The organism is Pseudodesulfovibrio sp., assembly GCF_028692895.1.
Lineage (GTDB): Bacteria > Desulfobacterota > Desulfovibrionia > Desulfovibrionales > Desulfovibrionaceae > Pseudodesulfovibrio.
Map to the genome: position 1 here is coordinate 60,061 of NZ_JAQUWN010000004.1, position 26,539 is coordinate 86,599.

The window sequence follows — 26,539 nt, forward strand, 5'->3', positions numbered from 1 at the left end:
AGGGCGGCGACATGAACAAGCACACACTTTCCGTGATGGTCGAAAACGAGCCGGGCGTCCTGTCCCGCGTGGCGGGGCTCTTCAGCGGGCGCGGGTTCAACATCTATTCCCTGAACGTGGCCCCCACCCTGGAGAAGGGCGTGTCCCTCATGACTATCGTGGCCGAGGGCGACGACGCCATCATCGAGCAGATCGTCAAGCAACTCCGCAAGTTGATTCCCACCATAAAGGTGAAGGATCTGACCGAGATGAAATCCGTGGAGCGGGAGATGGTCCTGCTCAAGGTCAACGCCGAGGATTCCAAGCGGGCCGAGGTCCTGCGGATTGTTGACATCTTCCGCTGCAAGGTTGTAGACGTGAGCCCGGACGAAGTGACCGTCGAGGTCACGGGCGATCAGGGCAAGATCGGCGCGCTCATCAATCTCCTGACCCGTTTCGGGATCAAGGAGATCGCCCGCACCGGCAACGTTGCCATGCAGCGTTCCATGCAGATCGACCTTTAATCCGTGCAATCAGGCGATGTCCCGGACCCGGGGTGAAAGCCCTTGGTCCGGTTTTTTCGCATGTTTATATAAGCGCTAATGACAGCCCTCGCGGCTTAAAATATGAGGAGTGAATCCCATGAAAGTGTATTACGAGAATGATGCGGACCTGAGCCTCTTGAAGGACAAGGTCGTGGCCGTTGTCGGCTACGGCAGCCAGGGCCACGCCCATGCCCAGAACCTGCGTGACTCCGGCGTCAACGTCATCGTGGCCCAGCGTCCCGGCGGACCCAACTTCGAGCTGGCCAAGGAACACGGCTTCGAGCCCATGTCCGTGGCCGAGGCGGCCCGCAAGGCGGACATCATCATGATCCTGCTGCCTGACCAGTATCAGGCCGAAGTCTTCGCCAACGAAATTCTCCCGTACCTTCAGGAAGGCAACGTCATCGCCTTCGGCCACGGCTTCAACGTCCATTTCCAGCAGATCATCCCGCCCAAGGGCGTGGACTGCGTCATGATCGCCCCCAAGGGCCCGGGCCACCTGGTTCGCCGCACCTTCACCGAGGGCGGCGGCGTGCCCTGCCTGGTCGCCGTGGCGGCCGACGCCTCCGGCAAGGCCACCGATCTCGCCCTGGCCTACGCCAAGGGCATCGGCGGCACCCGCTCCGGCGTCATCAAGACCACCTTCAAGGAAGAAACCGAGACCGACCTCTTCGGCGAGCAGGCTGTGCTCTGCGGCGGCCTGACCGCCCTGTGCAAGGCCGGTTTCGACACTCTGGTGGAAGCCGGTTACCAGCCCGAGATGGCCTACTTCGAGTGCCTGCACGAGATGAAGCTCATCATCGACCTCATGTACGAGGGCGGCATGGCCAAGATGCGCTACTCCATCTCCGACACCGCCGAGTACGGCGACTACGTCACCGGTCCGCGCATCATCACCGACGAGACCCGTGCGGAAATGCGCCGCGTGCTGCACGACATCCAGTCCGGCAAGTTCGCCCGCGACTTCATCCTGGACAACAAGGCCGGCCAGGTCGGCCTCAAGACCATGCGCCGCATCAATGCCGAGACCCAGGTCGAGGAAGTGGGCGCCCGCCTGCGCGGCATGATGAGCTGGCTCAAGAAGTAGCCGGTTTCATTCAGCAAATAAAAAAGGGCGGTTTCGTTGCGAAACCGCCCTTTTTTTGCGCGAAAAAAACGCTTGACCAGCCCCTCCGCCGTCCTTAAATGAGCTCGCGATTTTTCGTCGGAGGGGTAGGCGATGCCTGTGGATATTCTGTTGTTGGGAATAGTGGTCTTTTTCGTGGAGCTGACGTCCCTGACCATCGGGACCGTGCGGACCATGATAACGGTTCTCGGGGAATCCCGGATGGCCTTTGTCCTGGGCTGCCTGGAGATGACCCTGTGGATCTTCGGCACCTCGGCCGTGATGCTCAAGGTGGGCGAGGAGCCGTTTCTTGGCATCTGCTACGCCGTGGGCTACGCAGGTGGGAACGTGGTCGGCATCCTGGCCGAGAAGAAGCTCGCCCTGGGCAACGTGGTGGTGCGCATCATCAGCGCCCGGCTGGGCCGGGAGATCGCCGGGGCGGTGCGCCGGGCCGGTTTCGGCGTGACCACCGTGGCCGGGGAAGGCTCCGAGGGGCCGGTCACGGTCCAGTTCGTGGTCTGCCGCCGCCGGGACATGAAGCAGCTCCTGGCCGTGGCCCGCGAGGCCGATCCCGAACTCTTCTACACCTTTGAGACCGCGGGCGGGGCGAGCGCGGTGCATGGCCCCGCGCGCAGCCGGGCGGGCAGGTTGCTCGCGCCCCTCCGGCGGCTGGCGCCGCAATTTTAAAGGGAAACGCCCGGTTCAACGTGAACCGGGCGTTTTTGTTTGGTCTGTTGGGGACCCGGCTTGGCCGGGCCGCGCCCGCTACTTGCCGCCGAGCAGGGCGGCCTTGAACTTTTCGCCGGGGCCCGGCCTAGGGCCGATCCAGGTGGAGAGGATGGCGTCGGCGAAGTCCTTGCCCGGAATGCCGCCCATGGGCTTGCCGGCCACCACCACGTCCGTGCCGGTGGCCGGGGTGTAGGTGAAGCCCATCTCGTCGCCTTCCTTCATGTTGCGCATCATCTCCTCGAGCTGGACGAATTTGGCCCGAAGCTCCGGGGTCACGGGGATGACGTTGGCTTCGAGCCCTTCCACCCACGCCTTGTTGATGGCCCCGGCGTCCGCATTGTGCACGAAGTGCATGAGCATCATGCGAGGCGCGTCCTTGGCCAGGATTGCCTTGGGATCATGCGAGGTTTCTGTGAGATAGAGTCCGGCGACATAGACGTCGAACACGAACTTTTCGCGCAGGGCCACGCCGTTGAGCCGGAGGGTGGCGTCGCCCACCTCCACGGTGTCGGGCAGGTTGACGCCCGCCTTCTGGACCGCCGGGGCGGCCTGGGCCAGGCAGAGCGCGGCGAACAGGGTGAGAACAAGGAGTTTTGCATGTCGCATGGGGGCCTCCTTACGGCAAATGGCTGAGGAACGCTGACAGTTCCCGATTGAATAGATCAGTTTCCTCGTAAAATGGCAAATGGCCGCTGTGCTCCAGGGTGACCAGGCGCGCGCCGGGGATGGACCCGGCCACGAACCGGCCCGTCGAGCCGCCGGCCCGGACGTGGCGCGCCAGGCCGTACATGGCCAGGCAGGGGAGGGCGATGGCCGGCAGCACAGGGGTGAGGTCGCGCCGGGCGTAGTCCCGGTAGAGCGCGGCCAGGGCTCCGGCATCGGCCCGGAGGTGTTCGGCCAGCATCCATTGCCGGCCGTGGGCCGGGGCGCGGCAGGAGAGGAACATCCCGTCCACGAACCGGTTCCCGTAGCCGGTCCGGTCTTCGGCCATGCGGCGCAGGTCCTCCTCCATGGCCGCCATGTTGCGGTCCCGAAGGCGGTGGCCGTTCCAGGGCGCGTCGGAAAAGGGATAGGGGCAGGACTCCACTAGTCCGAGGGCGGCCAGGCGGGCGGCCCCGAAGAGGCGCAGGTGCTCCAGGACCACCGAGCCTCCCAGAGACCAGCCGACCAGGGCGGCGCGGTCCAGGTTGAGGGCCCGGATCACGTCGCGCAGGTCGCGGGCCAGGCGTTCCAGGGTGTGGCCGCGCGGGACGGCGTTGGACCGCCCGTGGCCGCGCAGGTCCAGGGTCACGACCTGGAATCGATCGGCCAGGCAGAGCTGCCGCCGCCAGAAAGCGGAACTCGCGCCCCAGCCGTGCACCAGTAGCACGGGACGTCCACGGCCGTGGACGTCCACCCACAGCCGCGCGCCGTCGTCCGCGGTCACCCGGCCGCCGACGTGGTCGTCGCCCAGGGTCTCCACGGCCTCGAAGCGATCGTCCATCAGCCTCTGCGTTCCTTCTTGCGCGGCTTGATGTCGATGACCGGCGTGCCGTCGATGGCCTCCAGCGGCTCCACGACCAGGGTGGCCGGGGCCTCGACGGCGACCACGGTGACCTGGTGCAGGCCGATGGGGTTGGGCCGGTTGGGCGAGCGGGTGGTGAACACGCCGCGCAGGGGCGAGTTCAGGTTGCCGCGCGGGTGGACCTGGAGGGCGTCGCGGCTGGACTGGTGGAACCAGGTCAGCAGGTCGAGCTGCGCTCCCGGCTCCATGGCCAGCAGGCCATCGGCATAGGCCGGGTCCAGTTCGATGCGGGCCCGGACCGCGCCGGGTTCGTCCTCCATCTTGGGCGCGTCGTCGCGCGTCTTGATGGTGGAACGGACGTGGCCGATGATGACGAGTTCCGGTTTCATGGCGACTCCTATTGTTCGAAATGGTCGAACCCGGCTGCGTCAAACGGTTCGCCGTTGACCACCAGGCCGGGCTTGTCGGTGACGGCGCCGATGACGGTCACGCCGGGCACGGTCTCGATGCGCGGCATGTCCATGAAATTCGCGCAGCCGAGCAGGGCGTAGTCCTCGCCGCCCAGGATCGCCTCCTCCACGGGGTCCACGCCCATGGCCAGGGCGAAGGCCACGACGTTGCCGTTGAGCTGTTCGGCCTTCAGCGCGATGTCCGCGCCCAGGTCCGGGCCGAGGAAGCGGGGCAGGTCGCGGGCCAGGCCGTCCGAGACGTCCATGAGCCCTTTGGCCCCGGCGGCCTTGAGCAGGGTGCCGATCAGGACTTTGGGCTTGGGCCGGAGGTGGGCGTTGACCGCGGCCGGGAAGGCCTCGCGCGCCTTGTCCTTCAGCGATTCCAGGGCCATGAAGCCCGCCCGGGCCATGCCGAGGTCGCCCACGGTGAAGAGGACGTCCCCCTTGGCGCAGTTGCCGCGCGTCAGGAACCTGCCGCCGCCCTTGGCCACGCCGAACACGGTGATGGACACGCCGAGCTTGTCCGCCCGGCAGAGGTCGCCGCCGGTCAGGACCATGTCGTTCTGGCGGGCGAGCATGGCCATGGAGTGGAGAAACTCGTCCCAGAACTCGTCCGGGAGGTCGGCCGGGGCCATGAGGTCCATGTTGAAGGCCACGGGCAGCGCGCCCATGGCCGCGATGTCGCTGATGTTCACGGCCAGGGCCTTGTAGCCGATGTCGGCGGCGGAAAAGTAGTCGCGGCGGAAGTGGACGTCCTCCAGGAAGAGGTCGGAGGAGACGCAAAAGGGCTCGCCGCCCGCGAGCACGGCGCAGTCGTCGCCCCGGCCCAGGGTGACGGCCTGGCCCTCGCGCGGGAAGTGCGCGTCGATCAGCTTGAGGAATTGTTCTTCGCTTTTCATGATATGCCAGCTTGTTAGAGGAGTTCCAGATAATCTCCGACAATGGTCTTGATGCCGAAGCCGGGGAAATTGACCTTGAACTTGTTGGGTTCGGGCTGGGCGATGATCTTGCCCTTGCCGAAAATCTTGTGCCTGCAAAAGCCGAGCTTGGACGGATCGCCCACCGGCGCGGCGGACCCTGCCGAGGGAGCTGAATCCGGCGCATGGACGCGCAGGGGCGTGACGGGGCGCAGGCCGCCGCCGTAGGACTCGTTCTTGCGCTCGTAGACCCCGGCGGGCAGCTCCTGGACAAAGGGGCTGGGCAGGGTGGGGTCGGACAGGCCGCTGGCCCGGTTGTAGACCGAGGCGGGCACGAAGAGCTTGAGGCACTCCCTGGCCCTGGTGCAGGCCACGTACATCAGGCGGCGCTCCTCCTCCAGGTCCTCGGCGCGCTGCATGGCCTTGCGCGAGGGGAAGCGGTCCTCCACCAGGTCGATGAGGATGACCGCGCTCCACTCCAGCCCCTTGGCCGAGTGGACCGTGGACAGGACCACGGCGTTCTCCTTGCGCTGCTCGTCGTCCGGGTCGCCGTCCAGGCTGAGGTCGCCCAGGAACTGCTCCATGTCCGTGTATCCGGCCGCGATCTGGCCCAACTGCTCCAGCCCGGCCTGGCGCTTGGGATAGTCGTCCGGGTATCTTTCCACAAGGATGGGCTGGTAGAAGGCCAGGATGCGTTCGATGAGGGCGGCGGGGCGCGGCGGCAGGCCGCGCAGGGCGTCCAATTCGGCGAAGAGTTCGCGGAGCTGCTCGTGCTTTTTGAACATTTTCCCCAGGTACTTGTCGTCGCGGGCGTGGACGGCCTGGTAGATTTTGGTCACGCTCTTGGGGCCCACGCCCTTGACGTGGTCCAGGGCGCGTTGCCAGGCAAGGAGGTCGTGCGGGTTCTGGACCAGGCGCAGGTAGGAGAGGACGTCCTTGATGTGCGCGGCCTCGTGGAAGCGGATGCCGCCGAACTTCTGGTAGTCGATGCCCACGCGGGTCAGGGCCACCTCCAGGGGGAAGGACTGGTAGCCCGCGCGGAAGAGCACGGCCACGTCGTGCAGCGGGTATTTGCGCCCCAGCTCGATGATCTCGTCCACCACCAGGCGGGCCTGGGTCTGGTCGCTCAGGGGATGGACCACTTCGGGCAGCCGGTCGCTTTGCAGCTCGGAGTAGAGGGTTTTGTCGAACTTGGTGGTCGCGCCCTTCAGGATTTCATTGGTCAGGTCCAGGATGGGCTGCACGGAGCGGTAGTTGCGCTCCAGGCGGATGACTCGCGCACCTTCAAATATCTTCGGAAATTCCAGTATGTTGGCGACGTTTGCCCCACGGAAGGCGTAGATGGACTGGGCGTCGTCGCCCACGGCCATGACGTTGCCGCGCGTCCCGGCCAGGTGGCGGACGATGCGCGCCTGGACCAGGTTGGTGTCCTGGTATTCGTCCACCATGATGTAGCGGTAGCGGGTCTGGAGCTGGTTGCGCAGGGGTTCGTTCTTCTCCAGCAACTCGTCCAGGAGGAAGAGCAGGTCGTCGTAGTCCGCCAGGGCATGGTCCCGCTTGAACCGGGCGTAGCCCGCGGCCACGGCGTTCAGGTCCTCCAGGTAGGGGGAGAGGTGGTAGGCCTCGCGCTCCAGCACGCCCTCGATGGAGAGCTCCTTGTTGCGCGACTTGGTGATCATGTCGAGCAGGGTGCTCTTCTTGGGATAGGAGCGGTCGCCCTTGCCAAGCTCCAGTTCGTCCTTGACCTCCTTGCACACGTTCTCGCTGTCCGCCCGGTCCATCAGGGTGAAGCCGCCCGCAAACCCGATGTCGGCCGCGTTGCGGCGCAGGGTGGCGTAGGCGAAGGAGTGGAAGGTGCCGCCGCTGGTGCCGGTCAGGGGGCGGCCGAGGATGGATTCGGCGCGGGAGAGCATTTCCTGGGCGGCCTTGCGGGTGAAGGTCAGGAGCAGGATCTGGGCCGGGTCCACGCCGGTCTCCACCAGGTGGGCCAGCCGGTAGACGATGGTCCGGGTCTTGCCCGAGCCCGCGCCCGCGATGACCAGCACCGGACCTTCGGTGGCGAAGACGGCCTCCCGCTGGGCCTCGTTCAGGTCGTTCTCGAAATCGATGCTCATGGGCTAGTTTCCCGAAAGGTTGAAGTGGTCGAGGACGATCCGGCCGACGTCCCGCATGCGCTCCGGCCGTGCGCCCTGGCTGTCCGCGAAGATCGCGCCCTCCACGGTGTGCGCGCCGGTCCGGCCGTGCAGGCCGAAGACCGCGTCGCGGTCGAACTTGGCCTTGAGGTCGAAGCCGGGGCGGCCGACGCAGACCAGGTCCGGCCGCAGGCCCCCCTCCATGCCGGGATAGCATTCCTCGCCGCGCAGGACTTGTTCCATGACCCGCTCGCCGTTCCAGGTCAACCCCAGCAGCCCGTTTCTAATTTCTTCAAGGATCGGTTCAACCTCTTCCGGTTGGACGGTGCCGCGCGCGAACCTTCCCTGGCGGTGCAGGTAGATGCGCCCCGGATCGAGTGCGAAGGCCCGGCTCGGCCCGGCGATGACCGAGGCGTCCCATTCATCGGCCGGGGTCCCGGTCAGGGACAGGTAGCCGTGCTGTCGAAGCCAGGTGTTGACGCAGACTTCGGTGGCCAGCCGGGTGAAGCCGTGGTCGGCCATGACCAGGAGGCGCTTCTCGCCGGGCAGGGCGTCGTATTTGGCCAGAAAGACGCCGATGGCCGCGTCCCAGTCCTTCAGGAAGGCCAGGCAGGCGTCGTGGCGCGGATGGCCGGGGTCGAGCACCGCGTCCATGGCGAAGTGGAAGAGCCGGTCCGTTTCGGTGAAGACGTGGACGAAGAGGTCCCAGGCGAGGTCGTCCCAGAGCAGGGAGAGGGCGGTGAGCCGGGAGTCCAGGGTGCGGCGCAGCTCGCCCAGCAGGTAGTCCAGGTCGCCGTTTCTGCGCGTGGTGTCCGCCTCCAGGCGATAGCCGGACTTGGCCAGCAGGTCGGCCAGGAAGGGCGGATAGACCGCGCGCGTCAGCTCCGGGGCCACGAACCCGGCCACGAGCATTCCGCGCAGGGGCCGGGCCGGGTAGGTGTTGGGCAGGTTGACCACGCGCGAGACCAGCCCGGCCGCGCCCAGCCGGTCGAAGACGGTCGGGCGGCGAACGTCGGCGGCGCAGGCCACGTCCAGCCGGTAGGTGGCCGGGTCCATGCGCGAGAAGCCTAGGACGCCGTGGGCCTCCGGACCCTCGCCCGTGTAGAAGGAGGTCCAGTTGACCGGCGAGAGCTCGGGCAGCTCGGCCCGTACCGTTGTCGCGCCTTGCGCCAGCCGCCCGATGTTCGGCAGGGTCGCGCCGAGCCGTCGGGCCAGGGCCAGGGGCAGTCCGTCCAGGCCGAGGACGGCCAGGCGGCGGCGGGGCGCGGCGGCGGACAGGAGCAGGCTCATGCTCGGTCTTCCATCCTTTGCCTAGAGCAGCGTCGCATTGAACTTCTTCAGGAAGAACGACGGGTTGTAGGACATCTTGGCCTTGCGCAGACCGGGGTCGCCCAGGTCCTGCTCGCGGTTGACGTTGGTGTACATGGCCGCGTCGTTTTGCAGGAACATCTGGTTGATGGCCTGGTAGACGCCCTTGTGTCGGATGTCGCCCTTCTCGAAGTGGATGACCAGGGAGTCCTCGCACAGGGGCTCGGCCACGGTATAGGCGATGACCTTGCCGTCCACGCGGAGGGTGGCCCCGGTCAGGCCCGCGATCTGGTCGAAGTTGTGCAGCACGCGGGTGATGGCGCGGTTCTCGGCCGTCAGGGCCTCCGAGGGGTCGTTTTCCTCGTACCATTTGTACCATTCGTCCTGCATTTCGAGCACTTCCTCAACGCACTCGGGGCGCATGGTCTCGTAGTCGTACTCGTAGGTCTTGAGGAACTGGTTGAGCAGATTCTTTTTCTTGTGGAACGGCTTGCCCTTGAGGGCGATGAGCTCCTCCACTGCGTACACGTAGTCCCAGTGATCGCGGTTCTCCTCGATGAGGATGGCGTTGCCGTAGGCGATGGACCACATGCGGGTCAGGGCCTCGGGCACCCGTATGAAGGCGCGGCTCTCCCGCATGGCCTTGCAGTCCTTCCACTCGTATCGCTCCCAGGGGCCAACCGGGGCCCAGAACACGGTCTCGGGCCTGGTCTGGCGGATGAAGCACAGCCCATTGTGGAACGCCCACTCCAGGCCGTAGTGTTCGGCCCAGCCGTAGATGTTGGCGAAGGAGAAGTCGCTGGTCATGAGCTGCGGGCAGCTATCCAGGCATTGGTGATATTCCTGCTGCCGCTGCAGGCGGATGGGTTCGAAATCGAGCGTCATGCGGATACCTTGTTTGCGTTGCGGTTCTTGATCATAGCGAAACGCCGCCAGTTTTTGAAGGAGTAGTAGTAGAGCAGGGTCATGGACTGGACGATCTGGGAGCAGAACATGGCGATCCAGATGCCCTCGGCGTCCTTCATGCCGACGTGGCCCAGGTAGTAGGCCAGGGGCAGCCGGACGCCCCAGGTGGCCCCGCCCATGATGAGCATGTTGTAGAAGGTGGCCCCGGCCCCGTTGAGGGCGCCGGCCAGGATCATGGAGGTCAGGGTGAACGGGATGGCCAGGACGTTCCACTTGAGGTAGCTCAGGGCCTGGGCGGCCACGGCCTGGTCCGTTGTCAGCAGGCTGACCCAGTAGGGGATGAACCGCCAGGCGACCACGGCGAGCAGGGACAGCGATACCAGGCCCAGCCCGAGGATGCGGAAGCCGAATTTCTTGGCCTCGTCGGCCTGGCGCGCGCCCAGGTAGTGGCCGATGAGGATGGACGCCGTCATGTTGAAGGCGAAGGCGGGCAGGAAGAGCAGGGCCTCGATGCGCAGCCCCACGGCCATGCCCGCCAGGGCGTCCACCGGGTTCCAGGGCAGGCTGGCGGTGATGGCGTAGAGAAAGAGGTAGCCCGACTGCCAGACGATCTGCATCAGCCCCGAGGGCCAGGCCACCTTGAACAGGTAGGGCAGGGCCGCCCTGGTCCAGCGCCAGGGAGCGAAGCAGGCGCGGCAGAGCAGGCCGCCCCGGTAGAGCACGAAGATGTTGAAGAGCGCGCCCGCCGTGACCGAGCCGAAGGTGGCCCAGGCCAGTCCCTTGAAGCCGATCTGCGGGAAACCCCACCAGCCCAGGCCCAGGCCGATGTCCAGCACCGCGTTGAGCGTGGTGACCAGGATCATGGAATAGAGCGGGAACATGACCTGCTTGTTGGCGCGGAAGATGGCGTTGGTGATGGTCAGCAGGTAGTAGGGCGGCAGCACGTACAGATACACGGCCAGGAAATAGCCGGTGATGTGGCGCATGGAGTCCGGCACCTGGAGGGCCGTGACGATGAACGACTTGAAGGGCAGGCCCGCGAACATGATGACGCTGCCGAGCAGCAGGACCAGGGTGAGGCAGAGCCCCACGTATCGCCTGGCCCGCACCGCCATGCCCGCGCCGATGGACTGGCTGATGGCGGCCACCGCGCCGTTGGCCACGGCCATGGCCAGGATGAGCAGGAAGAGCAGGGACTGGGTGATGATGCCCAGCGAGGCCTGGACCTGCCGGTCGATGTGCCCCGCCACCCAGACGTCGGCCAGGCCGATGCAGAAATGGAAGAACATCATGATGACCTGGGGCCAGGCCAGATGCCAGATGGTGCGGTAGGGAGCCCGCGTCATGTCGGAGGAGGCGAAGTTGTCAGGCATGGGATTTCTTTTTGCTGCGGCCATGAGCGGCCATCGCAACATAATAGGTCCTATTCAACGGATGCCAAGGGGCCGGGCCGTTTTTTTGTCTTTGTCTTTTCAAATGCCGCGCTATCTCGACGCACGTTGTTCCGCCTTCCTCTCACGTCCTCGGTTTCCCCTTGTCCCCCCCCGCGATGCGAACCAAAAAGTTTTGGAAGGGAGATGGGTTGTGGGGTCCGGGGGGAAGGGAAGAGGGAAACCTTTTCCAAAAGGTTTCCCTCTTCCCTTCCCCCCGCCCGCCGGAGGCGACGCGCCTAATGCTCGTGTTCGTGCGGGACGTCGCCTTCCTCGTGGACGTGGACGTGGCTGTGGGCCTTGAGCTTGCCGGGGTAGATGCGGCCGTCGCGCATGGCCAGGAGGGTGTCCGTGGTGGCGCTCAGGAAGTCCGGCTCGTGGGAGACCACCAGGCGGGCCATGTCCAGGTTGGTCAGGATTTCGACCAGCCGGTCCTTGGCCTCGGGCGAGAGGCCGGTGGTGGGCTCGTCCAGGACGAGGACCTCGGGGCGCATGGACAGGATGGTGGCCAGCGCCACCAGCTTCTTTTCGCCGCCCGAGAGGCGGTAGGGGACGCGGTCCTCGAAGCCCGAGAGGCCCACGGCGGCCAGGGCCTCGGCAGCGCGATCGCGCGCCTGGTCCGGTGGCAGGCCCTGGTTGAGGGGGCCGAAGGCCACGTCGTCGAGCACGGTGGGGCAGAAGAGCTGGTCGTCGGAGTGCTGGAACAGGAAGCCGATCTTGAGCCGGGCTTCGTCGAAGCCCTTGCCGTCGGCCATGGTCTTGCCGAAGAGGGAGACCGTGCCCCGGTCGGGCCGCAGCAGTCCCATGAGGATGTGCAGCATGGTGGTCTTGCCCGCGCCGTTGGGGCCGAAGAGGCCGACCTTCCCGCCCTCGTGCAGGTGGAAGTCGAGCCCGTCCAGGGTGGCGGCGCGGCCGGGGAAGGCGTAGGCGATGTCGTGCAGGTCGATGATGGCTCGGCTCATGAAATCCTCATTATTTCAAGGCAGATGATGGCCGCCGTGACGATCAGGGAACCGGCCAGGAAGGCGTAGTCTCCGGGCGCGGCGGCAAAGCTGGTCAGGGTGTAGAACCGGCCCTGAAAGCCACGGCAGCGCATGGCCCCATGGACGCGCTCGGCCCGGTCCCAACTGCGCACCAGGAGCATGCCCAGCAGCCAGGCGTAGGAGCGGTAGGTGTGGCGGTCGGTCCGGGGGCGGAAGCCGCGCGCCTGCATGGCCTGGCGCATGGTCAGGTATTCCTGGTGGATGACGAAGATGTAGCGGTAGGTGAAGAGCAGGATGTGGCAGAGCTTGCCCGGCACCCCGAGCCGCTGCATGGCCGGGCCGAGGTCCTGGACAGGGATGGTCCCGAGCAAGGCCATGAGCGTCAGCAGGATGGCGTTGGACTTGACGGTGAGGAGCAGGGCGAGGTCCACGCCCTCGCGGGTGGCCGTGAAGGGCCCCAGGACCAGGAGCGGCGCGCCGTCCAGGGAGAAGGGGATGAACAGCCACAGGAACAGGATGAACGCATTGACCGCGAGCACGCGCCCGGCCACCCGGACCGGCGAGAGCCGGGCCAGGAGCACGAGCAGGGCCCCGGCGGCCAGGGCGGCCAGGGCGGCCCGCAGGTCGTGGAGCACGGCCGCGGGCAGGGTCAGTGCGGCGGCGGCCAGCAGGCGGAACCTGGGGTCGAGCCGGTGGAGGAGGGAACGCCCCTCGGCGAAGGGTGCGGCGATGGCGGTCAATGCGGGTCCCGTTGCCTGGTGTTGTTGCGGAACGGCTATGCCAGCCCGACTTCCGGGGCGATCTTCGTCACGGAGTCGATGGCCAGTTGCAGGAAGTCGCCCAGCTCCAGGCCGAGCTTGTCGCACTCGCGGATGCAGTCGCGGTTGACCGACGCGGCGAAGGCTTTGTCCTTCATTTTCTTCTTGAGGCTCTTGGCCGCCATGCCCTCGATCTTGGTTGGCCGCACCAGGGCCCCGGCGTGGACCATGCCGGTGACGGTCTCGCCGCAACGCAGGGCGTAGTCGAAGTCCGTGGACGGACCCTCGGCCCCGTTCATCTCGCAGGCGTGGCGGCGGATGGCGTCCAGGGCCTCGGCGGGCAGTTGGCCCTCCAGCCATTCGGCGGAGTCCAGCCCGTGGCGGGCGACCTCGATCTTGGTGGTGGCGTAGTCCAGGTCGTGCAGCAGGCCGGTGACGCCCCACAGCTCCACGTCCTTGCCCAGCCGCTCGGCCAGGCCGCGCAGGACCGCCTCGGACTCCAGGGCGTGGTGGATCAGGTTGGCTTCGGTGTTCTTGGATTTGAGCAGCGCCAGGGCTTCTTCACGGGTCAGCACGATATCCTCCGAATCTTAAAGTGAAACTTTATGTTTTTGTGTTAACTTGTTTGAATATCGAATTAAAAACATCATCATATCAAGTCGGTTCGAGCGGCTAGCCGTCATACAGCCAGCAGGCGACCTGCACGCCGGGCTCCACTTCCCGGAGCTCCGGCCGCTCGGCCGGGCACTTGTCGAAGGCCTTGGGACAGCGCGGGTGGAAGGGGCAGCCCGAGGGCGGGTTCATGGGGCTCGGCAGGTCGCCCGTGAGCGGGATGCGTTCGGGACGGCGCTTGGGGTCCGGGACCAGCACGGCCGAGAGCAGGGCCTCGGTGTAGGGGTGCCTGGGCGAGGCGAAGAGCTTTTCGCTCGGGGCCAGTTCCATGATCCGGCCCAGGTACATGACCGCCACCCGGTCCGAGATGTGGCTGATCACGGACAGGTCGTGGGAGATGAACACGTAAGTCAGGCCGAAGCGGGCCTGGAGGTCGCGCAGCAGGCTCAGGACCTGGGCCTGGACCGAGACGTCCAAGGCCGAGACCGGCTCGTCGCAGACAACGAGGTCCGGGTCCAGGGCCAGTGTGCGGGCCACGGCCACGCGCTGACGCTGGCCGCCGGAAAATTCGTGCGGGTAGCGCGCCCCGTGCTCGGGCAGGAGGCCGACCAGCCCCAGCAGTTCCTCCACCCTGGCATTGCGCTCGGCCGGGGCGCCGATCTTGTGGATGTCCAGCCCCTCGCGGATGATGGAGCCGATCTTCTGGCGCGGGTTGAGGGAGGAATAGGGGTCCTGGAAGATCATCTGCATGTGGCGGCGCAGCTCGGTTTCATTCCACTCGGCCATTGGCCGGCCCTCGAAGACCACCTCGCCGGAGGTCACGGACTCCAGGCCCATGACGCACTTGGCCAGGGTGGACTTGCCGCAGCCGGATTCGCCCACCAGGCCGAGGGTTTCGCCACGCTCCACGCGCAGGGACACGCCGTCCACGGCGCGCACGGTGTCCGATTGCAGGCCGAGCAGGCCGCTGCTGACGCGGTAGAGCTTGCGCACCTCGACGAGTTCGAGCAGGGCGGGCATGTCAGTTGACCTCGTCTTCGTAGAGCCAGCAGCGGACGTGGCGGCCGGGCGCGGCCTGCCGGAGCGGCGGCAGGATCAGGGAGCACTTGGGGAATGCCCTGGGGCAGCGCGGGTGGAATCGGCACCCCTCGGGCAGGTCGAAGATGGAGGGAACGACGCCGGGAATGGGACGCAGGGCCGAGCGGTCGCCCAGGGTGGGCACCGAGGCCAGGAGCCCCTTGGTGTACGGGTGCAGCGGCTTTTCGTACAGCGACGCGGCGTCCGAGAGCTCCACCACCTTGCCCGAGTACATGACCGCCACCCGGTCCGCCATGCGCGCCACCACGCCGAGGTCGTGGGTGATGAGCATGAGCGAGCCGTTCATCCGCGCCTTGAGGTCGTTCATCAGGTCCAGGATCTGGGCCTGGATGGTCACGTCCAGGGCTGTGGTCGGCTCGTCGGCGATGAGCAGGTCCGGGGCGCAGGCCAGGGCCATGGCGATCATGACCCGCTGGCGCATGCCGCCGGAAAGCTCGTGGGGATAGGCCCGGGCGACCTTTTTCGGGTTCGGGATGCCGACTTGGGCCAGGGCGTCGGCCGCCTTGTCCAGGGCCTGCCGGTGCGTCAGCCCCCGGTGCAGGACCAGCGGCTCGGCGATCTGGTCGTCGATGCGGAAGACCGGGTTGAGCGAGGTCATGGGCTCCTGGAAGATCATGGAGATGGCGTTGCCCCGGATGCGGCGCAACTCGCGCTCGTCCATGTCCAGCAGGTCCTCGCCCCGGTAGAGCACGCCGCCCTCGGTGACGCGGCCCGGCGGGTCCGGCACCAGGCCGAGGACCGACAGGGCGAGCACGGTCTTGCCGCAGCCTGATTCGCCCACCACGGCCAGGGTTTCCCCTTGCATAATGGTGAGGCTGACGGTATCCACCGCCTTGGCGATGCCGCGCGGGGAGGAAAAGCAGGTGGTCAGCCCGCGAATGTCGAGTAGGGTGTCGCTCATGGAAAATTTCACCGGTCCGCCGTTTTCGGATGCTATACGGCATATCTCGGCGGACGTAAACGATACCGGGGATTGGAAATGGCGAAGGTGATCGTTGTCGGCGGCGGCCTGGCCGGGTGCGACTGCGCGTGGCGGCTGGCCGGCGCGGGCATCGAGGTCGAGCTTTACGAAATGAAGCCGGACAAGCGGTCCGAGGCGCACCTGGAGGACGGCCTGGCCGAGCTGATCTGCTCCAACTCCTTCCGCGCCACCGGACCGGCGGCGGCCATCGGCCTGCTCAAGCTGGAGCTGGACGAGCTGGGCAGCCTGGTCATGGAGGCGGCCCACGCCACCGAGGTCCCGGCGGGCGGCGCCCTGGCCGTGGACCGGACGCTGTTCTCCGAGTACGTCACCGAAAAGATCGAGAACCACCCGAACATCCGGGTGGTGCGCCGCGAGGTCGCCTCCCTGGACGACCCGGCCCTGGCGGGCGCGGACGCCGTGGTCGTGGCGGCCGGCCCCCTGGCCAGCGAGGAACTGGCCAAGAGCCTGATGGACGCCGTGGGCGACGCGCGCCTCTATTTCTATGACGCCATCGCGCCCATCATCTCCCGCGACTCCGTCGATTTCGACAAGGCCTTCTGGGGCTCCCGCTGGAAGCCCGAGGATGACGACTACCTGAACTGCCCCATGGACGAGGCCGAGTACAAGGCCTTTGTGGCCGAGCTGCTGGCCGGGGAAAAGGTCAAGCCGCGCGCCTTCGAGAAGGAGATTCACTTCGAGGCCTGCCTGCCCGTGGAGGCCATGGCCGAGCGCGGGGAGATGACCCTGGCCTTCGGCCCTCTCAAACCCGTGGGGTTCACGGACCCGCGCACCGGGCAGCGGCCCTTCGCCATCGTTCAGTTGCGCGCCGAGAACCGGGACAAGACCGCCTTCAACCTCGTTGGTTTTCAGACCAAGCTCAAGTACCCGGAGCAGCAACGCATCTTTCGCATGATCCCCGGCCTGGAGAACGCCGAGTTCCTGCGCCTGGGCTCCATCCATCGCAACACCTACGTCAACGCGCCCGAGGTCCTGGACGACGATCTCCAGCTCAGGGCGCGCCCCGGCTTTTACCTCGCCGGGCAGATCACCGGGGTGGAGGGCTATCTGGAATCCGCCGCCTGCGGCCTTTGGGTGGGCCTCTCGCTGGCCGCGAGGCTCACGGGCGCACCCGTGGCCGTCCCGCCGCGGGAAACCGCCCTGGGCGCGCTCCTGGGCCATCTGCGCACCAGGCCGGACAAGGTGTTCCAGCCCTCCAACGTCAATTTCGGGCTCATGCCGGGCCTGGAAGGGCGGATCAAGAAGAAATTCCGCAAGGAAGCCTACGGCGAGCGGGCTCGTGAGGCCTTCGCCGCCTGGCTGCGCGGGCAGGGGCTCGGCCAACCGGCCGGGGAATAGCCCGCATCGGGTGTTGCCAACCCGGACCCTTTTTCGCATGCTGGCGAATCAACCAGCGTAATCACGGAGTGAATCCATCATGGACGAGAAGCAACTCGGACCCCAGACCCTGGCCCTGCACGCCGGGCACACGCCGGACGCCACCGGCTCCCGCGCCGTGCCCGTGCACCTGACTACGGCCTATCTCTTCAAGGACGCGGCCCACGCCGCCAATCTCTTTTCCCTCAAGGAGCCGGGCTACATCTATACCCGGCTGAACAACCCGACCACCGAGGTCATGGAGAAGCGGCTGGCCGCCCTGCACCACGGGGCCGGGGCCGTGGCCACGGCATCGGGCATGGCCGCCATCTTCTACGCCGTGACCACCATCGTCTCGGCCGGGCAGAACCTGGTCACCGGCTCCAACCTCTACGGCGGGACCCAGACCCTGTTCGAGCATACCCTGAAGCGGTTCGGCATCGAGGCCCGGTTCGTGGACTCGTCCGACCCGGCCAACTTCGAGGCGGCCATCGACGAAAACACCCGCCTGGTCTACAGCGAGGCCATCGGCAACCCGCGCTGCAACGTGGACGACCTGCCCGGCATCGCCGAGGTCGCCCATCGCCACGGCCTGCCGTTCATCCTCGACGCCACCGTGGCCCCGCCGCCGGTCTTCGATCCCTTTGCCGTGGGGTGCGACATCGCGGTCCACTCCCTGACCAAGATCATCGGCGGCCACGGCACGGCCATGGGCGGCGGCATCGTGGAGAAGGGCGACTTCGACTGGGCGGCCGGGAATCGCTACCCCGAGCTGACCGCGCCCGATCCCACCTACCACGGCATCAACCTGTGGGAGACCCTGGGCGGCGGCAGCGGGCCGTGCCCGATCTTCACCACCAAGGTGCGCATCGGCATGCTCCGCGACACCGGCGCAACCATCTCGCCCATGAACAGCTTCTTGATCCTCCAGGGCATGGAGACCCTGCCCATGCGGGCGCGGCTGCATTGCGAAAATGCACGCAAGGTGGCGGAGTTCCTGGCGAAACACCCTGACGTGGCCTGGGTGAACTACGCGGGCCTGCCCAGCCACCCGGACCATGACCGGGCGGCGCGGACCTTCCCGCTCGGGCCGGGCGCGGTCTTCGGCTTCGGCATCAGAGGCGGAGTGGAGGCTGGGCGCAAATTCATCGAGTCGGTCAAGCTCTGCTCCCACCTTGCCAACATCCTGGACGCCAAGACCCTGGTCATCCATCCGGCCACCACCACCCACGGCCAGTCCACGCCCGAGGAACAGCTCGCGGCGGGCGTGCCGCCGGACCTGATCCGCATCTCCGTGGGCCTGGAGGACGCGGCGGACATCATCGCCGACCTGGACCAGGCGTTGGCGCATTCCAGATAGCCGCGAATAGATCGATAAATATAAGTGAAGGCTCTCTCCTGAGTAAGGAGAGGGCCTTTTTCTTAATATTTATTGATTTCAATGTAATTATTTCATATTTAAGTGTTTGTCGATGCCGTGGGGGCGGTATCATCTTGAAACTGTTGCCATTATTCCATTCACGGGATTTGACAGAGGGTGTTCCATGCGAAAAAATGTTTTGTTGGCGGTGGCTTTCTGTTGCCTTCTGCCGCTCCTGTCCGCCTGCCAGGCGGGCAAGAACGGCCAGTCGGGTTATAATATGTTCTATACCCCGGAAGACCACGTTCAGGATCTGGTGGTTCAGGAGAAGTTCGACGCCGCCGCCGCGGTCTACGACCAGGAGCGGGAATGGTTCGCCGCCAACGCGGCCGATCCCGATGTCCAGCTCCTGTTGGGCAAGCTGTCCCAGGCCATGGACGCCCGGTTCGAGGCCCTGCTGGCCGAGGAGACCGCGAAGGTGGCGGGGCTGCAATGGCCATGTCCCCAGTCCGACTGGGCCGGGGCCAAGGAGAGCCTGCAGGGGCTGGACGACGTCATCTTCAAGATGGAGGCCATTAAGCTCTTCACCAGGTCCGAATACCGCCCGGCGGAGCTGGACGGGGCCAAGGTCTTGTTGCAGGAAAAGCGCACGGCCATGACGAAGGGCGCTGCGGAGGCATTTGCCGCCTATCCACTGGCGACCGCACCGGATTTCTTCGCCGAGTATCCCGTTTCCGTCGACGCCGCCTCCGTCCTTTCCGAAGGGAAGGCGGCCTGGGACGGCGCGGTGGCCAAGGCCGACGACAAGGGGCTGCTCCAGCTCTCCACCGTCTACGGCGCGGTCCTGCCGGACGAGATGAAGAAGGAGCTCGGCGCGGCCTATTTCGCCAAGCTCTGCACCAACGCGCGGAAGGCGGACGTGCCGAAGCTCCTTGCCGCCTACGCCAAGGTCGGCGAGGCCGGGCTCACCCTCGACGCCGTGCCGGGCGTGAAGATCGCCTTCCTGGAAGTGACCAGCGACACCCTCAAGAAGAAGGGCGTCATCGAATTTCCCGTGGCCGTGGACCTGGACATGCCCTTCGAGGCGTCCGCCGCGGACCTCAAGCAGGGGTTCGAGAGCAAGGCGGTCAAGGAGGCGGACATCGTCATCCTCTTCAACCTGGCCATGACCCGGACCAACCGGCGCGTGGACACCAGCAACTACGTCAAGTCCACCTACCTGGCCGGATACAAGGAAGTGAACAATCCGGACTGGGACGTGCTCCAGGTGGAATTGCAGCAGGCGAACGTGGAGTACATGACCGCCTCCGCCAAGGAGGGGACCACTTCGGCCGGCACCGACCTTTTCGGAGCCCTGGGCAAGGTCATCGGGGATTACGGGTTGTCGCTGAAGACCGAAGAGGCCAAGAAGAAGATGGAGGACCTCAAGAAGAAGGTCGCCGAGACCCCCCGCTACAACAAGGAGCCCGTGTACGAGGAATACCCGTACCAGCGCGTGGAGGTGGAATCGGTCAAGACCGGCTCGGTGCAGTACTACGTCATCGACAAGCGCAAGAAGCGCTACTACTCCGACTTCTTCGACATCCGCTCCCAGGAGTTTTTCACCGTCGCCTACAACCTCCAGGATTCCGACCCCAACCTCGACGAGATCCGGAACACCAACGTTACCGAGAAGGACCTGGACCAGTTCGAGTCCCAGGCGGTCAGGGTCAAGCTCTCCGAGCTGCTCGACCACTATGCGTCCCACAAGGGCAAATCGCGTTCCTACGTCTCCATGGACGTCATTCGCCGGGACATCATCAAGAACCGCAACGTGGCCGTGGCCAGCACCAAGAAGGAGGACTACGGCTTCGACAGGCGCGATGACAAGCGGTTCGAAAGCGTGGTCGTGGTCCGGAATTCCAAAGGGCTGGGCTCCGGCTTCTACGTCACCACCGACATGGTCCTGACCAACTATCACGTGGTCGAGGAGCAGAAGTTCATCGAGATGAAGAAGTGGGACAAGACCGAGACCTTCGGCAAGGTCGTGGCCAAGGACGTCCGGCTCGACCTCGCTTTGGTCAAGGTGCAGGACCGTGGCGCGCCCGTGACCTTCTACGACCAGAAGGAGGTCAAGCTGGGCGACAACGTGGAGGCCATCGGCCACCCGGAAGGCGTCGACTTCACGCTCACGCGAGGCGTCATCAGCAGCGTGCGGGAGCACACCTCCATCATGGGGGTCAAGGGCAAGCCGGTCCTGTTCATTCAGACGGACACCGCCATCAACCACGGCAATTCCGGCGGACCGCTCTTTCTTGGCCGGTTTGTGATCGGTGTCAATGATTGGGGATGGGACCCGAATGTCGCCGTAGGTTTGAACTTCAGCATCCACTATTCCGAAGTCTTCAAGTTCCTGAACGATAACAGCGTAGCCTACAGGAAGGGTCACTAATGCGACGCACTACCACCACACTCTCTCTCGGAATCCTGGTTTTCCTGGTCCTGCTTGCGGGCTGCACGGCCTCCAAGAGCCGCATGGGCATGGTCCAGGCCCAGGACGGCCTGATGTACGGCTCGGCCATGAGCAACCAGTTCATCGTGGATTCCAGCCTGTTCGTGAACAACAAGATCAAGCTGCGCATCCGCAACACCTCGGGCGATCCGTCCTTCGACCTGTACGGGTTCCAGCGCCAACTGGAGGACGCCTACCGGGGGCTGGGCTACGAGCCGGTCACCACCAACGACTTCGGCATTTTGCTGGACATCAACGTCAAGTATTCCGGCCAGGTGCAGGAAGACATGCGCGATGAATTCCGCTTTGCCGGTGGCGCGCTGGGCGGCGTGGCCGGGGCGTACGACCCGATCCGCGAGGGCGAGGGGCGCGACGCCGTGGCCAAGGGCGCGGCGGGCCTCATCGTCGGGGCCACTCTGGGCTACATCATCGGCAGTTATGTCACCGACGACACCTATATCATTGCGGCCGACGTCTCCCTGGCCACCGTGGCCCCGCGCGAGGAGAACGACGGCACCACCATCGTCTTCGGCAAGGACGAGAAGATCAAGCGCAAGAAGAACAACTTCCGCGGCTTCCGCCAGCGCGAAACCCTGACCATGGCCGTCTACGCGGGCGGCCGCAACGTCAGCCAGTCGGAGATCGTCACCGGCGTGCGCGACCGTATGGTGCGCATCCTGCGCGACGTCATCTAGCCCGGCGCATGAGCGAATAAGAAAAGGGCCCCGGATGACCGGGGCCCTTTTTTGTCGTCCGTGGCCGGACGCGCCTAGAAGAGGATTTTTTCCGGCGGACGGCGTTCTGGCACCACCCGTTTCTCGATGGTCCCCTCGTTGTAATCCTTGCTGACGTAGAGCGCGCAGAAGCAGGCGCCGTATTCCTTCACGTCCGCCTCGCGGTAGACGCATGGGCAGAGGATGTCCCGGTCCGCCTCCAGGTCGCCGTTGGCCAGGCGGCAGGGGCAGGCCATGTAGCCCAGCCGCTCCTTGTTGACGAGCAGGCTTTCCAGCAGCGGCATGGTCATGTTCTCCATGTCCGCGTTGAAGTGGTAGCCCTTGGGCTCCTGGAGCTTTTTCAGGGTCTCGTAAAGCTGCTTCGCATCCATGGCTATTTCTCCAGCGCCGCGTCGATCTTCTCCTTGTTGAAGCCGACCACCACCTTGTCCTTGATGACGAGGGTCGGGAAGGAGACCGAGGGGTTGTACCCCTTCACTTCCTCGACGGCCTTCCTGCGCTCGTCGCCGCTCAGTTCGTCCACATGCACGCACTGGTACTTGACCCCGCATTCGTCGAGGTATTTTTTCGCGTTCCGGCAGTGGATGCAGGTGGAAAGGGCATAAACCTTGACGTCTTCACTCATATGGGCCGCCTCCGATCTGGTACGGTTGATATTGTCGCTTCCCGTGGGCCGCCGCGCTCCGGGCCGGGCGCGTCAGCGCCGGTTCAGGCCAACCTCCAGCCGCCGCACGGCCAGGGAGCACAGGAACGTCAGGACGAAGTAGAGTACGAACACCACGATCCATACCTCGAAGCTCAGGTAGGTGGTGGTCATGATCTGCTGGCCCTGGAAGGTCAATTCCTCGATGGAAATGACGGACACGATGGCCGAGTCCTTGACGATTGATATAAACTGTCCGGCCAGGGCTGGCAACATGCGCGTCAGCGCCTGGGGCAGGACCACGTGGCGCAGGGCCTTCGCCCGGCTCATGCCCAGGCCGGTGGCCGCCTCCCACTGGCCCTTTTCCACGGATTCCACGCCCGCCCGGACGATCTCGGCGATGTACGCCCCCTCGAACAGGGCAAGGGTCAGCACGGCCGAGAGGAACTGCGGGAATCTGCCCATGGGGCCGAAGAGCCAGGAGAGGGCGTCCTTACTCCCCGGCGCGAGGGCGTGGATGGCGTCCGCCACGCCGAGGAGCTGCATGATCTGGTCGCCAACGAAAAAGTAGAAGATGAAGATGAGGACCAGGGGCGGGGTGTTGCGGATCAGCCCCACGTAGGTCCCGGCCAGTTGGCGGCGGAACAGGCGCGGGCTGACCCGCATCAGCCCCACGCCCAGCCCGGCCAGGGTGGCCAGGACCCCGGCCCACAGGCTGAGCCGGATGGTGGTGAAGAGCCCCTGCGCCAGCAGCCCGGGCCGCCACGAGCCGGTGGCCGCGTCGTAGCGCACCAGGAACTGGGGCACGGCCTCCCACCGCCAGTGGTAGTTCAGGCCCACCGCAGCGCGGTAGAGGCAATAGCCCGCCACGCCCGCCAGCGCCGCCAGGATGGCGATGTCCGGCAGGGTGAGGCGGATTCCTGTTTTCTTCTGTGCTGGCAACGGGGCGCCTGGCTACTGGACCTGGGATTCCCAGTCGTGGGTGAAGAACCAGTAGTGGTAGCGGTTTTGCAGCCAGCCCTTGCTCATGTAGACCCGGACCCAGTTGTCGAGCCAGTTCAGGTAGTCCAGGTCGCCCTTGCGCACGGCAAAGGAGATGGGCTCGCGGGTGAAGTCGTCCTTGAGCGGCAGGTAGAGCTTGTCGGCGTATTCCTTGGCCAGGGTCATGGGCAGGGGGTTGGAGGCTACCAGGGCGTGGACCCGGCCGTTGAGCAGCTCCTGGATGGTCTGCGACTCGTCGTCGAAGAAGAGCTTCTTGGCGTTGGGCAGGAAGTTCTTGGTCGCCTCGGCCGCCGTGGTCCCCAGCCGGACGGCGATGGTCGTGTCCGGGTTGTCGAAGTCCGAAAGCCGGGTGCGGCCGCCCGCGATGGTGTTGTCGGCTACGATGGACATGCCGGAGAACTCGTAGGGGATGGAAAAGTTGACCTTGAGGTTGCGCTGCGGGGTCACTGTCATGCCGCCGATGATGACGTCGAACTTGCCGGTGAGGAGGGCGGGGATGATGCCCGACCACTTGGTGGGCACGAACTCGACCTGGACGCCCATGTCCTCGGCGATCTTGCGCGCCACATCGATCTCGAAGCCGACGTAGTTGCCGTCCTTGTCCTTCATGGCCCAGGGCTTGAAGGTGTCGAACCCGACCTTGATGGTGCCGCGCTTCAGGATGGTTTCGAGCTGGCTGGTGGCGCCCGCCCCGGTGGCGGCGGTCTTGGTTTCGTCCTTCTTGGGGGTCGGGCCGCAGCCCGCCGGGACGAGAGCGAGGGTCAGGATGGCCAGGGCGGCGATGATGCGCAGTGTCTTCATGCGATGCTCCTTGGTTTCGGCTGACGCGCCGGTTTTGCAGGATGCCTGGGCAAAGGTGACGTGGGAGACGCCGAGGATGGCGATCATGATGCCACGGGCGGTGCGGAAGGCTCTCCAGATGGTCATGGGGTCCTCCAGGTTACGGGTTCGGCGGCCGGAAGCCGCCCAGACGTTTTTCCAGCATCCGCGCCACGCCCGACAAGGTCAGGGTGACGGCGAGATAGATGGCTGCGACGGTGAACCAGATTTCGAAGGTCAGGAAGGTTTCCGCGTCGATCATCCGGCCGCGCTGGGTCAGGTCCAGGATGGCCACGGTGCTGACAAGAGCCGAGTCCTTGACCAGGGAGACCGCCTGGCTGGTCAGGGGCGGCAGCACGCGCCGGACGGCCTGGGGCAGGATGATCCTGCGGTACATGACGGCGGGCGTCATGCCCAGGCTTTTGGCCGCCTCCCACTGCCCCCGGTCGATGGAGGTGATCCCGGCCCGGAATATCTCCGAGGCGTAGGCCCCCTCGAACAGGCTGAGGGAGATGATCGCGGCCCAGAAGCCGGACATGCCAAGGATGGGCGCGGCCACGAAGTAGAGAAAGAAAAGCTGGATGAGCAGCGGGGTGTTGCGGATGATCTCCATGTAGGCGCGGGCCAGGCCCACGGCCACCACGGAGCGGGACATGCGCATCAGGGCCGTGGCCAGGCCCAGGGCGAGCATGAGGCCCATGCTCATGGCCGTGATCTCGAGCGTGACGCCCAGGCCCTTCATGAGGGGGCCCAAGACGTAGCCGTCGGCTGTGTGGCGGAAGAGAAAGGGCGGGATGCGGTACCACTGCCAGTTGTAGCCCAGGCGCGCGGAGCCGGCGGCCAGCAGCCAGGCGATCCCGGCCATGACCAGAAGGTACTTCCCGGTGTCCAGGAGGACGGCGGGGGGGATGCGGCGGTGCGTGTTCGGGGTCTGTTCTATGTCCATGAAGCCTTGTCGGTCAGAGGGTCCGGTTCGTGCTCGCGATTACAACATAACACTTTTTTCGCGCGAGGCCAGACTCCGGGTCGGAAACCGCTAGGCGTCCCCCGGCAGGGCTGCCTCGATGGCCTGCCGGATGCGCGAGAAGACCTCGTCCGGGGTGGCGGCCGCGTTGACGACCCGGATGCGGTTGCGGTTGAGCGCGGCCCAGGTCAGGTAGCCCTCGCGGATGCGCTTGTGGAAATTGAGGTGCTCGGCTTCGAACCGGCCCTCCTCCTTGGCCATGCCCTTTTCCAGGTTGCGCAGGGTGGCCCGCTTGAGCCCGATCTCCGGGTCGATGTCCAGGACGACGGTCAGGTCGGGCCACAGCCCGTCCACCGCCACCTCGTTGAGCTGCTTGAGGACCTTGGTGTCCAGCCCCCGGCCGTAGCCCTGGTAGACCACGGTGGAGTCGGCGAAGCGGTCGCAGAGCACGACCTTGCCTTCGTCCAGGGCCGGGCGGATGACCTGGGCTACGTGCTGGGCCCGGTCGGCTAGGTAGAGGAAGAGTTCTGTGACCGGGGTGAGGTCCTTGTTGTCCACGTGCAGGAGCATCTTGCGCAGCTCCCGGCCCACGCGGCTGCCGCCCGGCTCCCGGGTCAGGAAGACCTCGCGCCCCCTGGACTCGAAGTATTCCTTCACCTTGGCCACCTGCGTGGTCTTGCCCGTGCCCTCTATGCCTTCAAAGGTAATAAACATTGGTTCTCCGACTTGTCGTTTTTCTTTTTGCCCGAGTCCGGCGTGGCCGGGGCCCGGAAGACGTTGCGCTCCAGGAAGCGCAGGTAGGGGGACCACTGCGGGCCGGTCTTGTCCGTATCGTCGAAGGCCTGGTCGATGATCTTCAGTTTGGCGTCCATGTTGTCGGCAAAGTGGAGGACGAAGGCCTCAGGGGTCTTGGGCCGCACAGGGGAACCGAATTCGTGTTCGCCGTGGTGGCTGAGGATGAGGTGCTTGAGGTGGAGCTTGAGGCCTGGGTCCAGCCCCTTGCATTTGTGCAGGAAGGGCTCCAGGGCCTCCTCGCCGAGGAGGATATGGCCCATGAGCCGCCCCTCGTCCGTGTAGTCGTTGGCCAGGCCGCCGGAGAGCTCCCAGGCCTTGCCCAGGTCGTGGAAGATGGCCCCGGCCAGGAGCACCTGGCGGTCGAGGTCCGGATAGACGTCGCACAGGGCCATGCAGGCGCGGGCCACCTGGAGCGTGTGCTCCAGCAGCCCGCCCACGTAGGCGTGGTGCACGGTCTTGGCGCCGGGCGCGGTCAGCAGCCTGCGCCGGATATCCTCGTCGCCCAAGACCTTGCGGCACAGGGCCTTCCACGGCGCATGCCGCATGTGCTGGGTGACGAGGTCCTCGATGGCCTCCATCAGTTCCTCGGGCGGAACGCGCGAGGCGGGCAGGAAATCCGAGAGGTCCACGTCCGCGGCGTCGATGAGGAGCAGGTTGTCCACCTTGAGCTGGGTGCGCTCGCGGTAATTTTCCACGAATCCCTGGACCCGGCAGATGGCGCCGGGGTCAAGGGCGGGGTATTCCTGGCTCTTGGGGCTCCATATCTTGCCGTCCACCGTGCCGGTGGCGTCCTGGAAGGTCAGGTTCCAGTAGGGGCCGTTGCGGGACTGGGCCTGGTTGGCCTCGGCCAGGAGGAAGGTTTCGTCCACGGACGTTCCGGGCGTCAGGTCCCGGACATATTGCGACTTTCTTGCCACGAATCTTGCCATTGGGTTGCG

27 protein-coding genes are annotated in these 26,539 nt (G+C 65.8%); 7 read left to right on the forward strand and 20 right to left on the reverse strand.

Annotation, left to right across the window (positions count from 1 at the left end; genetic code table 11):
- Nucleotides 1–11 precede the first annotated feature (11 nt).
- From ilvN to PHP91_RS01910, 3 genes are all read left to right on the forward strand, one after another.
- Entirely contained in the window at nt 12–503 is a 492-nt protein-coding gene (ilvN, locus tag PHP91_RS01900; protein WP_300136016.1) for an acetolactate synthase small subunit, read from the forward strand.
- A gap of 118 nt (nt 504–621) precedes the next feature.
- The gene (gene ilvC / locus PHP91_RS01905) at nt 622–1,611 is read left to right on the forward strand and encodes a ketol-acid reductoisomerase (RefSeq protein ID WP_300136019.1); all 990 of its coding nucleotides are present in this window, start codon (nt 622–624) and stop codon (nt 1,609–1,611) included.
- 132 nt (nt 1,612–1,743) lie between these two features.
- Entirely contained in the window at nt 1,744–2,316 is a 573-nt protein-coding gene (locus PHP91_RS01910; RefSeq protein WP_300136022.1) for a DUF5698 domain-containing protein, read from the forward strand.
- A gap of 78 nt (nt 2,317–2,394) precedes the next feature.
- Here the strand turns inward: PHP91_RS01910 and PHP91_RS01915 are convergent, their stop codons facing one another.
- From PHP91_RS01915 to PHP91_RS01975, 13 genes are all read right to left on the reverse strand, one after another.
- Nucleotides 2,395–2,964: a chalcone isomerase family protein gene (locus PHP91_RS01915; protein WP_300136024.1), complete on the reverse strand. Its 570-nt coding sequence runs from the start codon at nt 2,962–2,964 to the stop codon at nt 2,395–2,397.
- A gap of 10 nt (nt 2,965–2,974) precedes the next feature.
- Nucleotides 2,975–3,841, reverse strand: coding sequence for an alpha/beta hydrolase (locus PHP91_RS01920; protein WP_300136027.1), 867 nt, complete (start codon nt 3,839–3,841; stop codon nt 2,975–2,977).
- Entirely contained in the window at nt 3,841–4,251 is a 411-nt protein-coding gene (tsaA, locus tag PHP91_RS01925; RefSeq protein ID WP_300136030.1) for a tRNA (N6-threonylcarbamoyladenosine(37)-N6)-methyltransferase TrmO, read from the reverse strand. The genes PHP91_RS01920 and tsaA overlap by 1 nt, the downstream gene beginning before the upstream one ends.
- Nucleotides 4,252–4,259: 8 nt before the next feature.
- Complete coding sequence (gene thiL, locus PHP91_RS01930) at nt 4,260–5,210, reverse strand: thiamine-phosphate kinase (RefSeq protein ID WP_300136033.1); 951 nt, start codon at nt 5,208–5,210, stop codon at nt 4,260–4,262.
- Between the two features lie 14 nt (nt 5,211–5,224).
- Nucleotides 5,225–7,342 (reverse strand): ATP-dependent helicase, encoded by a 2,118-nt coding sequence (locus PHP91_RS01935; protein WP_300136036.1) that lies wholly within the window; start codon nt 7,340–7,342, stop codon nt 5,225–5,227.
- A 3-nt stretch (nt 7,343–7,345) separates the two neighbouring features.
- Nucleotides 7,346–8,650: an alkaline phosphatase family protein gene (locus tag PHP91_RS01940; RefSeq protein WP_300136038.1), complete on the reverse strand. Its 1,305-nt coding sequence runs from the start codon at nt 8,648–8,650 to the stop codon at nt 7,346–7,348.
- A gap of 21 nt (nt 8,651–8,671) precedes the next feature.
- Nucleotides 8,672–9,553, reverse strand: a complete 882-nt coding sequence (locus PHP91_RS01945) for a phosphatidylglycerol lysyltransferase domain-containing protein (protein WP_300136041.1) — start codon at nt 9,551–9,553, stop codon at nt 8,672–8,674.
- Nucleotides 9,550–10,947: an MATE family efflux transporter gene (locus tag PHP91_RS01950; protein WP_300136044.1), complete on the reverse strand. Its 1,398-nt coding sequence runs from the start codon at nt 10,945–10,947 to the stop codon at nt 9,550–9,552. The genes PHP91_RS01945 and PHP91_RS01950 overlap by 4 nt, the downstream gene beginning before the upstream one ends.
- A 296-nt stretch (nt 10,948–11,243) precedes the next feature.
- Nucleotides 11,244–11,966, reverse strand: a complete 723-nt coding sequence (locus PHP91_RS01955; RefSeq protein WP_300136047.1) for an ABC transporter ATP-binding protein — start codon at nt 11,964–11,966, stop codon at nt 11,244–11,246.
- On the reverse strand, nt 11,963–12,727 hold the full coding sequence (cbiQ, locus tag PHP91_RS01960) for a cobalt ECF transporter T component CbiQ (RefSeq protein ID WP_300136050.1): 765 nt from the start codon (nt 12,725–12,727) through the stop codon (nt 11,963–11,965). The genes PHP91_RS01955 and cbiQ overlap by 4 nt, the downstream gene beginning before the upstream one ends.
- Nucleotides 12,728–12,762: 35 nt before the next feature.
- The gene (locus PHP91_RS01965) at nt 12,763–13,320 is read right to left on the reverse strand and encodes an HDIG domain-containing metalloprotein (protein WP_300136052.1); all 558 of its coding nucleotides are present in this window, start codon (nt 13,318–13,320) and stop codon (nt 12,763–12,765) included.
- A gap of 97 nt (nt 13,321–13,417) precedes the next feature.
- Nucleotides 13,418–14,377: a dipeptide ABC transporter ATP-binding protein gene (locus tag PHP91_RS01970; protein ID WP_300136054.1), complete on the reverse strand. Its 960-nt coding sequence runs from the start codon at nt 14,375–14,377 to the stop codon at nt 13,418–13,420.
- A gap of 1 nt (nt 14,378) precedes the next feature.
- Nucleotides 14,379–15,356 (reverse strand): ABC transporter ATP-binding protein, encoded by a 978-nt coding sequence (locus tag PHP91_RS01975; RefSeq protein WP_300136056.1) that lies wholly within the window; start codon nt 15,354–15,356, stop codon nt 14,379–14,381.
- 78 nt (nt 15,357–15,434) lie between these two features.
- Between PHP91_RS01975 and trmFO the strand changes: the two genes are divergently transcribed.
- The 4 genes from trmFO to traT all read left to right on the forward strand — a co-directional run bounded on the left by trmFO (nt 15,435) and on the right by traT (nt 21,339).
- A complete protein-coding gene (gene trmFO, locus PHP91_RS01980) occupies nt 15,435–16,775 on the forward strand; it encodes a methylenetetrahydrofolate--tRNA-(uracil(54)-C(5))-methyltransferase (FADH(2)-oxidizing) TrmFO (protein ID WP_300136058.1) in 1,341 nt (446 codons plus the stop codon).
- Nucleotides 16,776–16,854: 79 nt separating this feature from the next.
- On the forward strand, nt 16,855–18,153 hold the full coding sequence (locus PHP91_RS01985) for an O-acetylhomoserine aminocarboxypropyltransferase/cysteine synthase family protein (protein ID WP_300136060.1): 1,299 nt from the start codon (nt 16,855–16,857) through the stop codon (nt 18,151–18,153).
- 184 nt (nt 18,154–18,337) lie between these two features.
- Nucleotides 18,338–20,584, forward strand: coding sequence for a trypsin-like peptidase domain-containing protein (locus PHP91_RS01990; protein WP_300136064.1), 2,247 nt, complete (start codon nt 18,338–18,340; stop codon nt 20,582–20,584).
- On the forward strand, nt 20,584–21,339 hold the full coding sequence (gene traT / locus PHP91_RS01995; RefSeq protein WP_300136067.1) for a complement resistance protein TraT: 756 nt from the start codon (nt 20,584–20,586) through the stop codon (nt 21,337–21,339). Before PHP91_RS01990 ends, traT begins: the two co-directional genes overlap by 1 nt.
- Nucleotides 21,340–21,413: 74 nt before the next feature.
- Here the strand turns inward: traT and PHP91_RS02000 are convergent, their stop codons facing one another.
- The 7 genes from PHP91_RS02000 to PHP91_RS02030 form a co-directional block, all read right to left on the reverse strand.
- On the reverse strand, nt 21,414–21,749 hold the full coding sequence (locus tag PHP91_RS02000) for a ferredoxin-thioredoxin reductase catalytic domain-containing protein (RefSeq protein WP_300136070.1): 336 nt from the start codon (nt 21,747–21,749) through the stop codon (nt 21,414–21,416).
- Between the two features lie 2 nt (nt 21,750–21,751).
- Nucleotides 21,752–22,003 (reverse strand): glutaredoxin family protein, encoded by a 252-nt coding sequence (locus PHP91_RS02005; protein WP_300136074.1) that lies wholly within the window; start codon nt 22,001–22,003, stop codon nt 21,752–21,754.
- Between the two features lie 72 nt (nt 22,004–22,075).
- Nucleotides 22,076–22,963, reverse strand: coding sequence for an amino acid ABC transporter permease (locus tag PHP91_RS02010; RefSeq protein WP_300136077.1), 888 nt, complete (start codon nt 22,961–22,963; stop codon nt 22,076–22,078).
- 12 nt (nt 22,964–22,975) lie between these two features.
- A complete protein-coding gene (locus PHP91_RS02015; RefSeq protein WP_300136137.1) occupies nt 22,976–23,824 on the reverse strand; it encodes a transporter substrate-binding domain-containing protein in 849 nt (282 codons plus the stop codon).
- Between the two features lie 139 nt (nt 23,825–23,963).
- The gene (locus PHP91_RS02020; RefSeq protein ID WP_300136080.1) at nt 23,964–24,788 is read right to left on the reverse strand and encodes an amino acid ABC transporter permease; all 825 of its coding nucleotides are present in this window, start codon (nt 24,786–24,788) and stop codon (nt 23,964–23,966) included.
- 90 nt (nt 24,789–24,878) lie between these two features.
- The gene (tmk, locus tag PHP91_RS02025) at nt 24,879–25,520 is read right to left on the reverse strand and encodes a dTMP kinase (protein WP_300136083.1); all 642 of its coding nucleotides are present in this window, start codon (nt 25,518–25,520) and stop codon (nt 24,879–24,881) included.
- Nucleotides 25,496–26,530 carry an HD domain-containing protein gene (locus PHP91_RS02030; RefSeq protein WP_300136086.1) on the reverse strand — a complete coding sequence of 345 codons (1,035 nt, stop codon included), beginning with the start codon at nt 26,528–26,530 and terminating at the stop codon, nt 25,496–25,498. Before PHP91_RS02030 ends, tmk begins: the two co-directional genes overlap by 25 nt.
- Nucleotides 26,531–26,539: the final 9 nt, after the last annotated feature.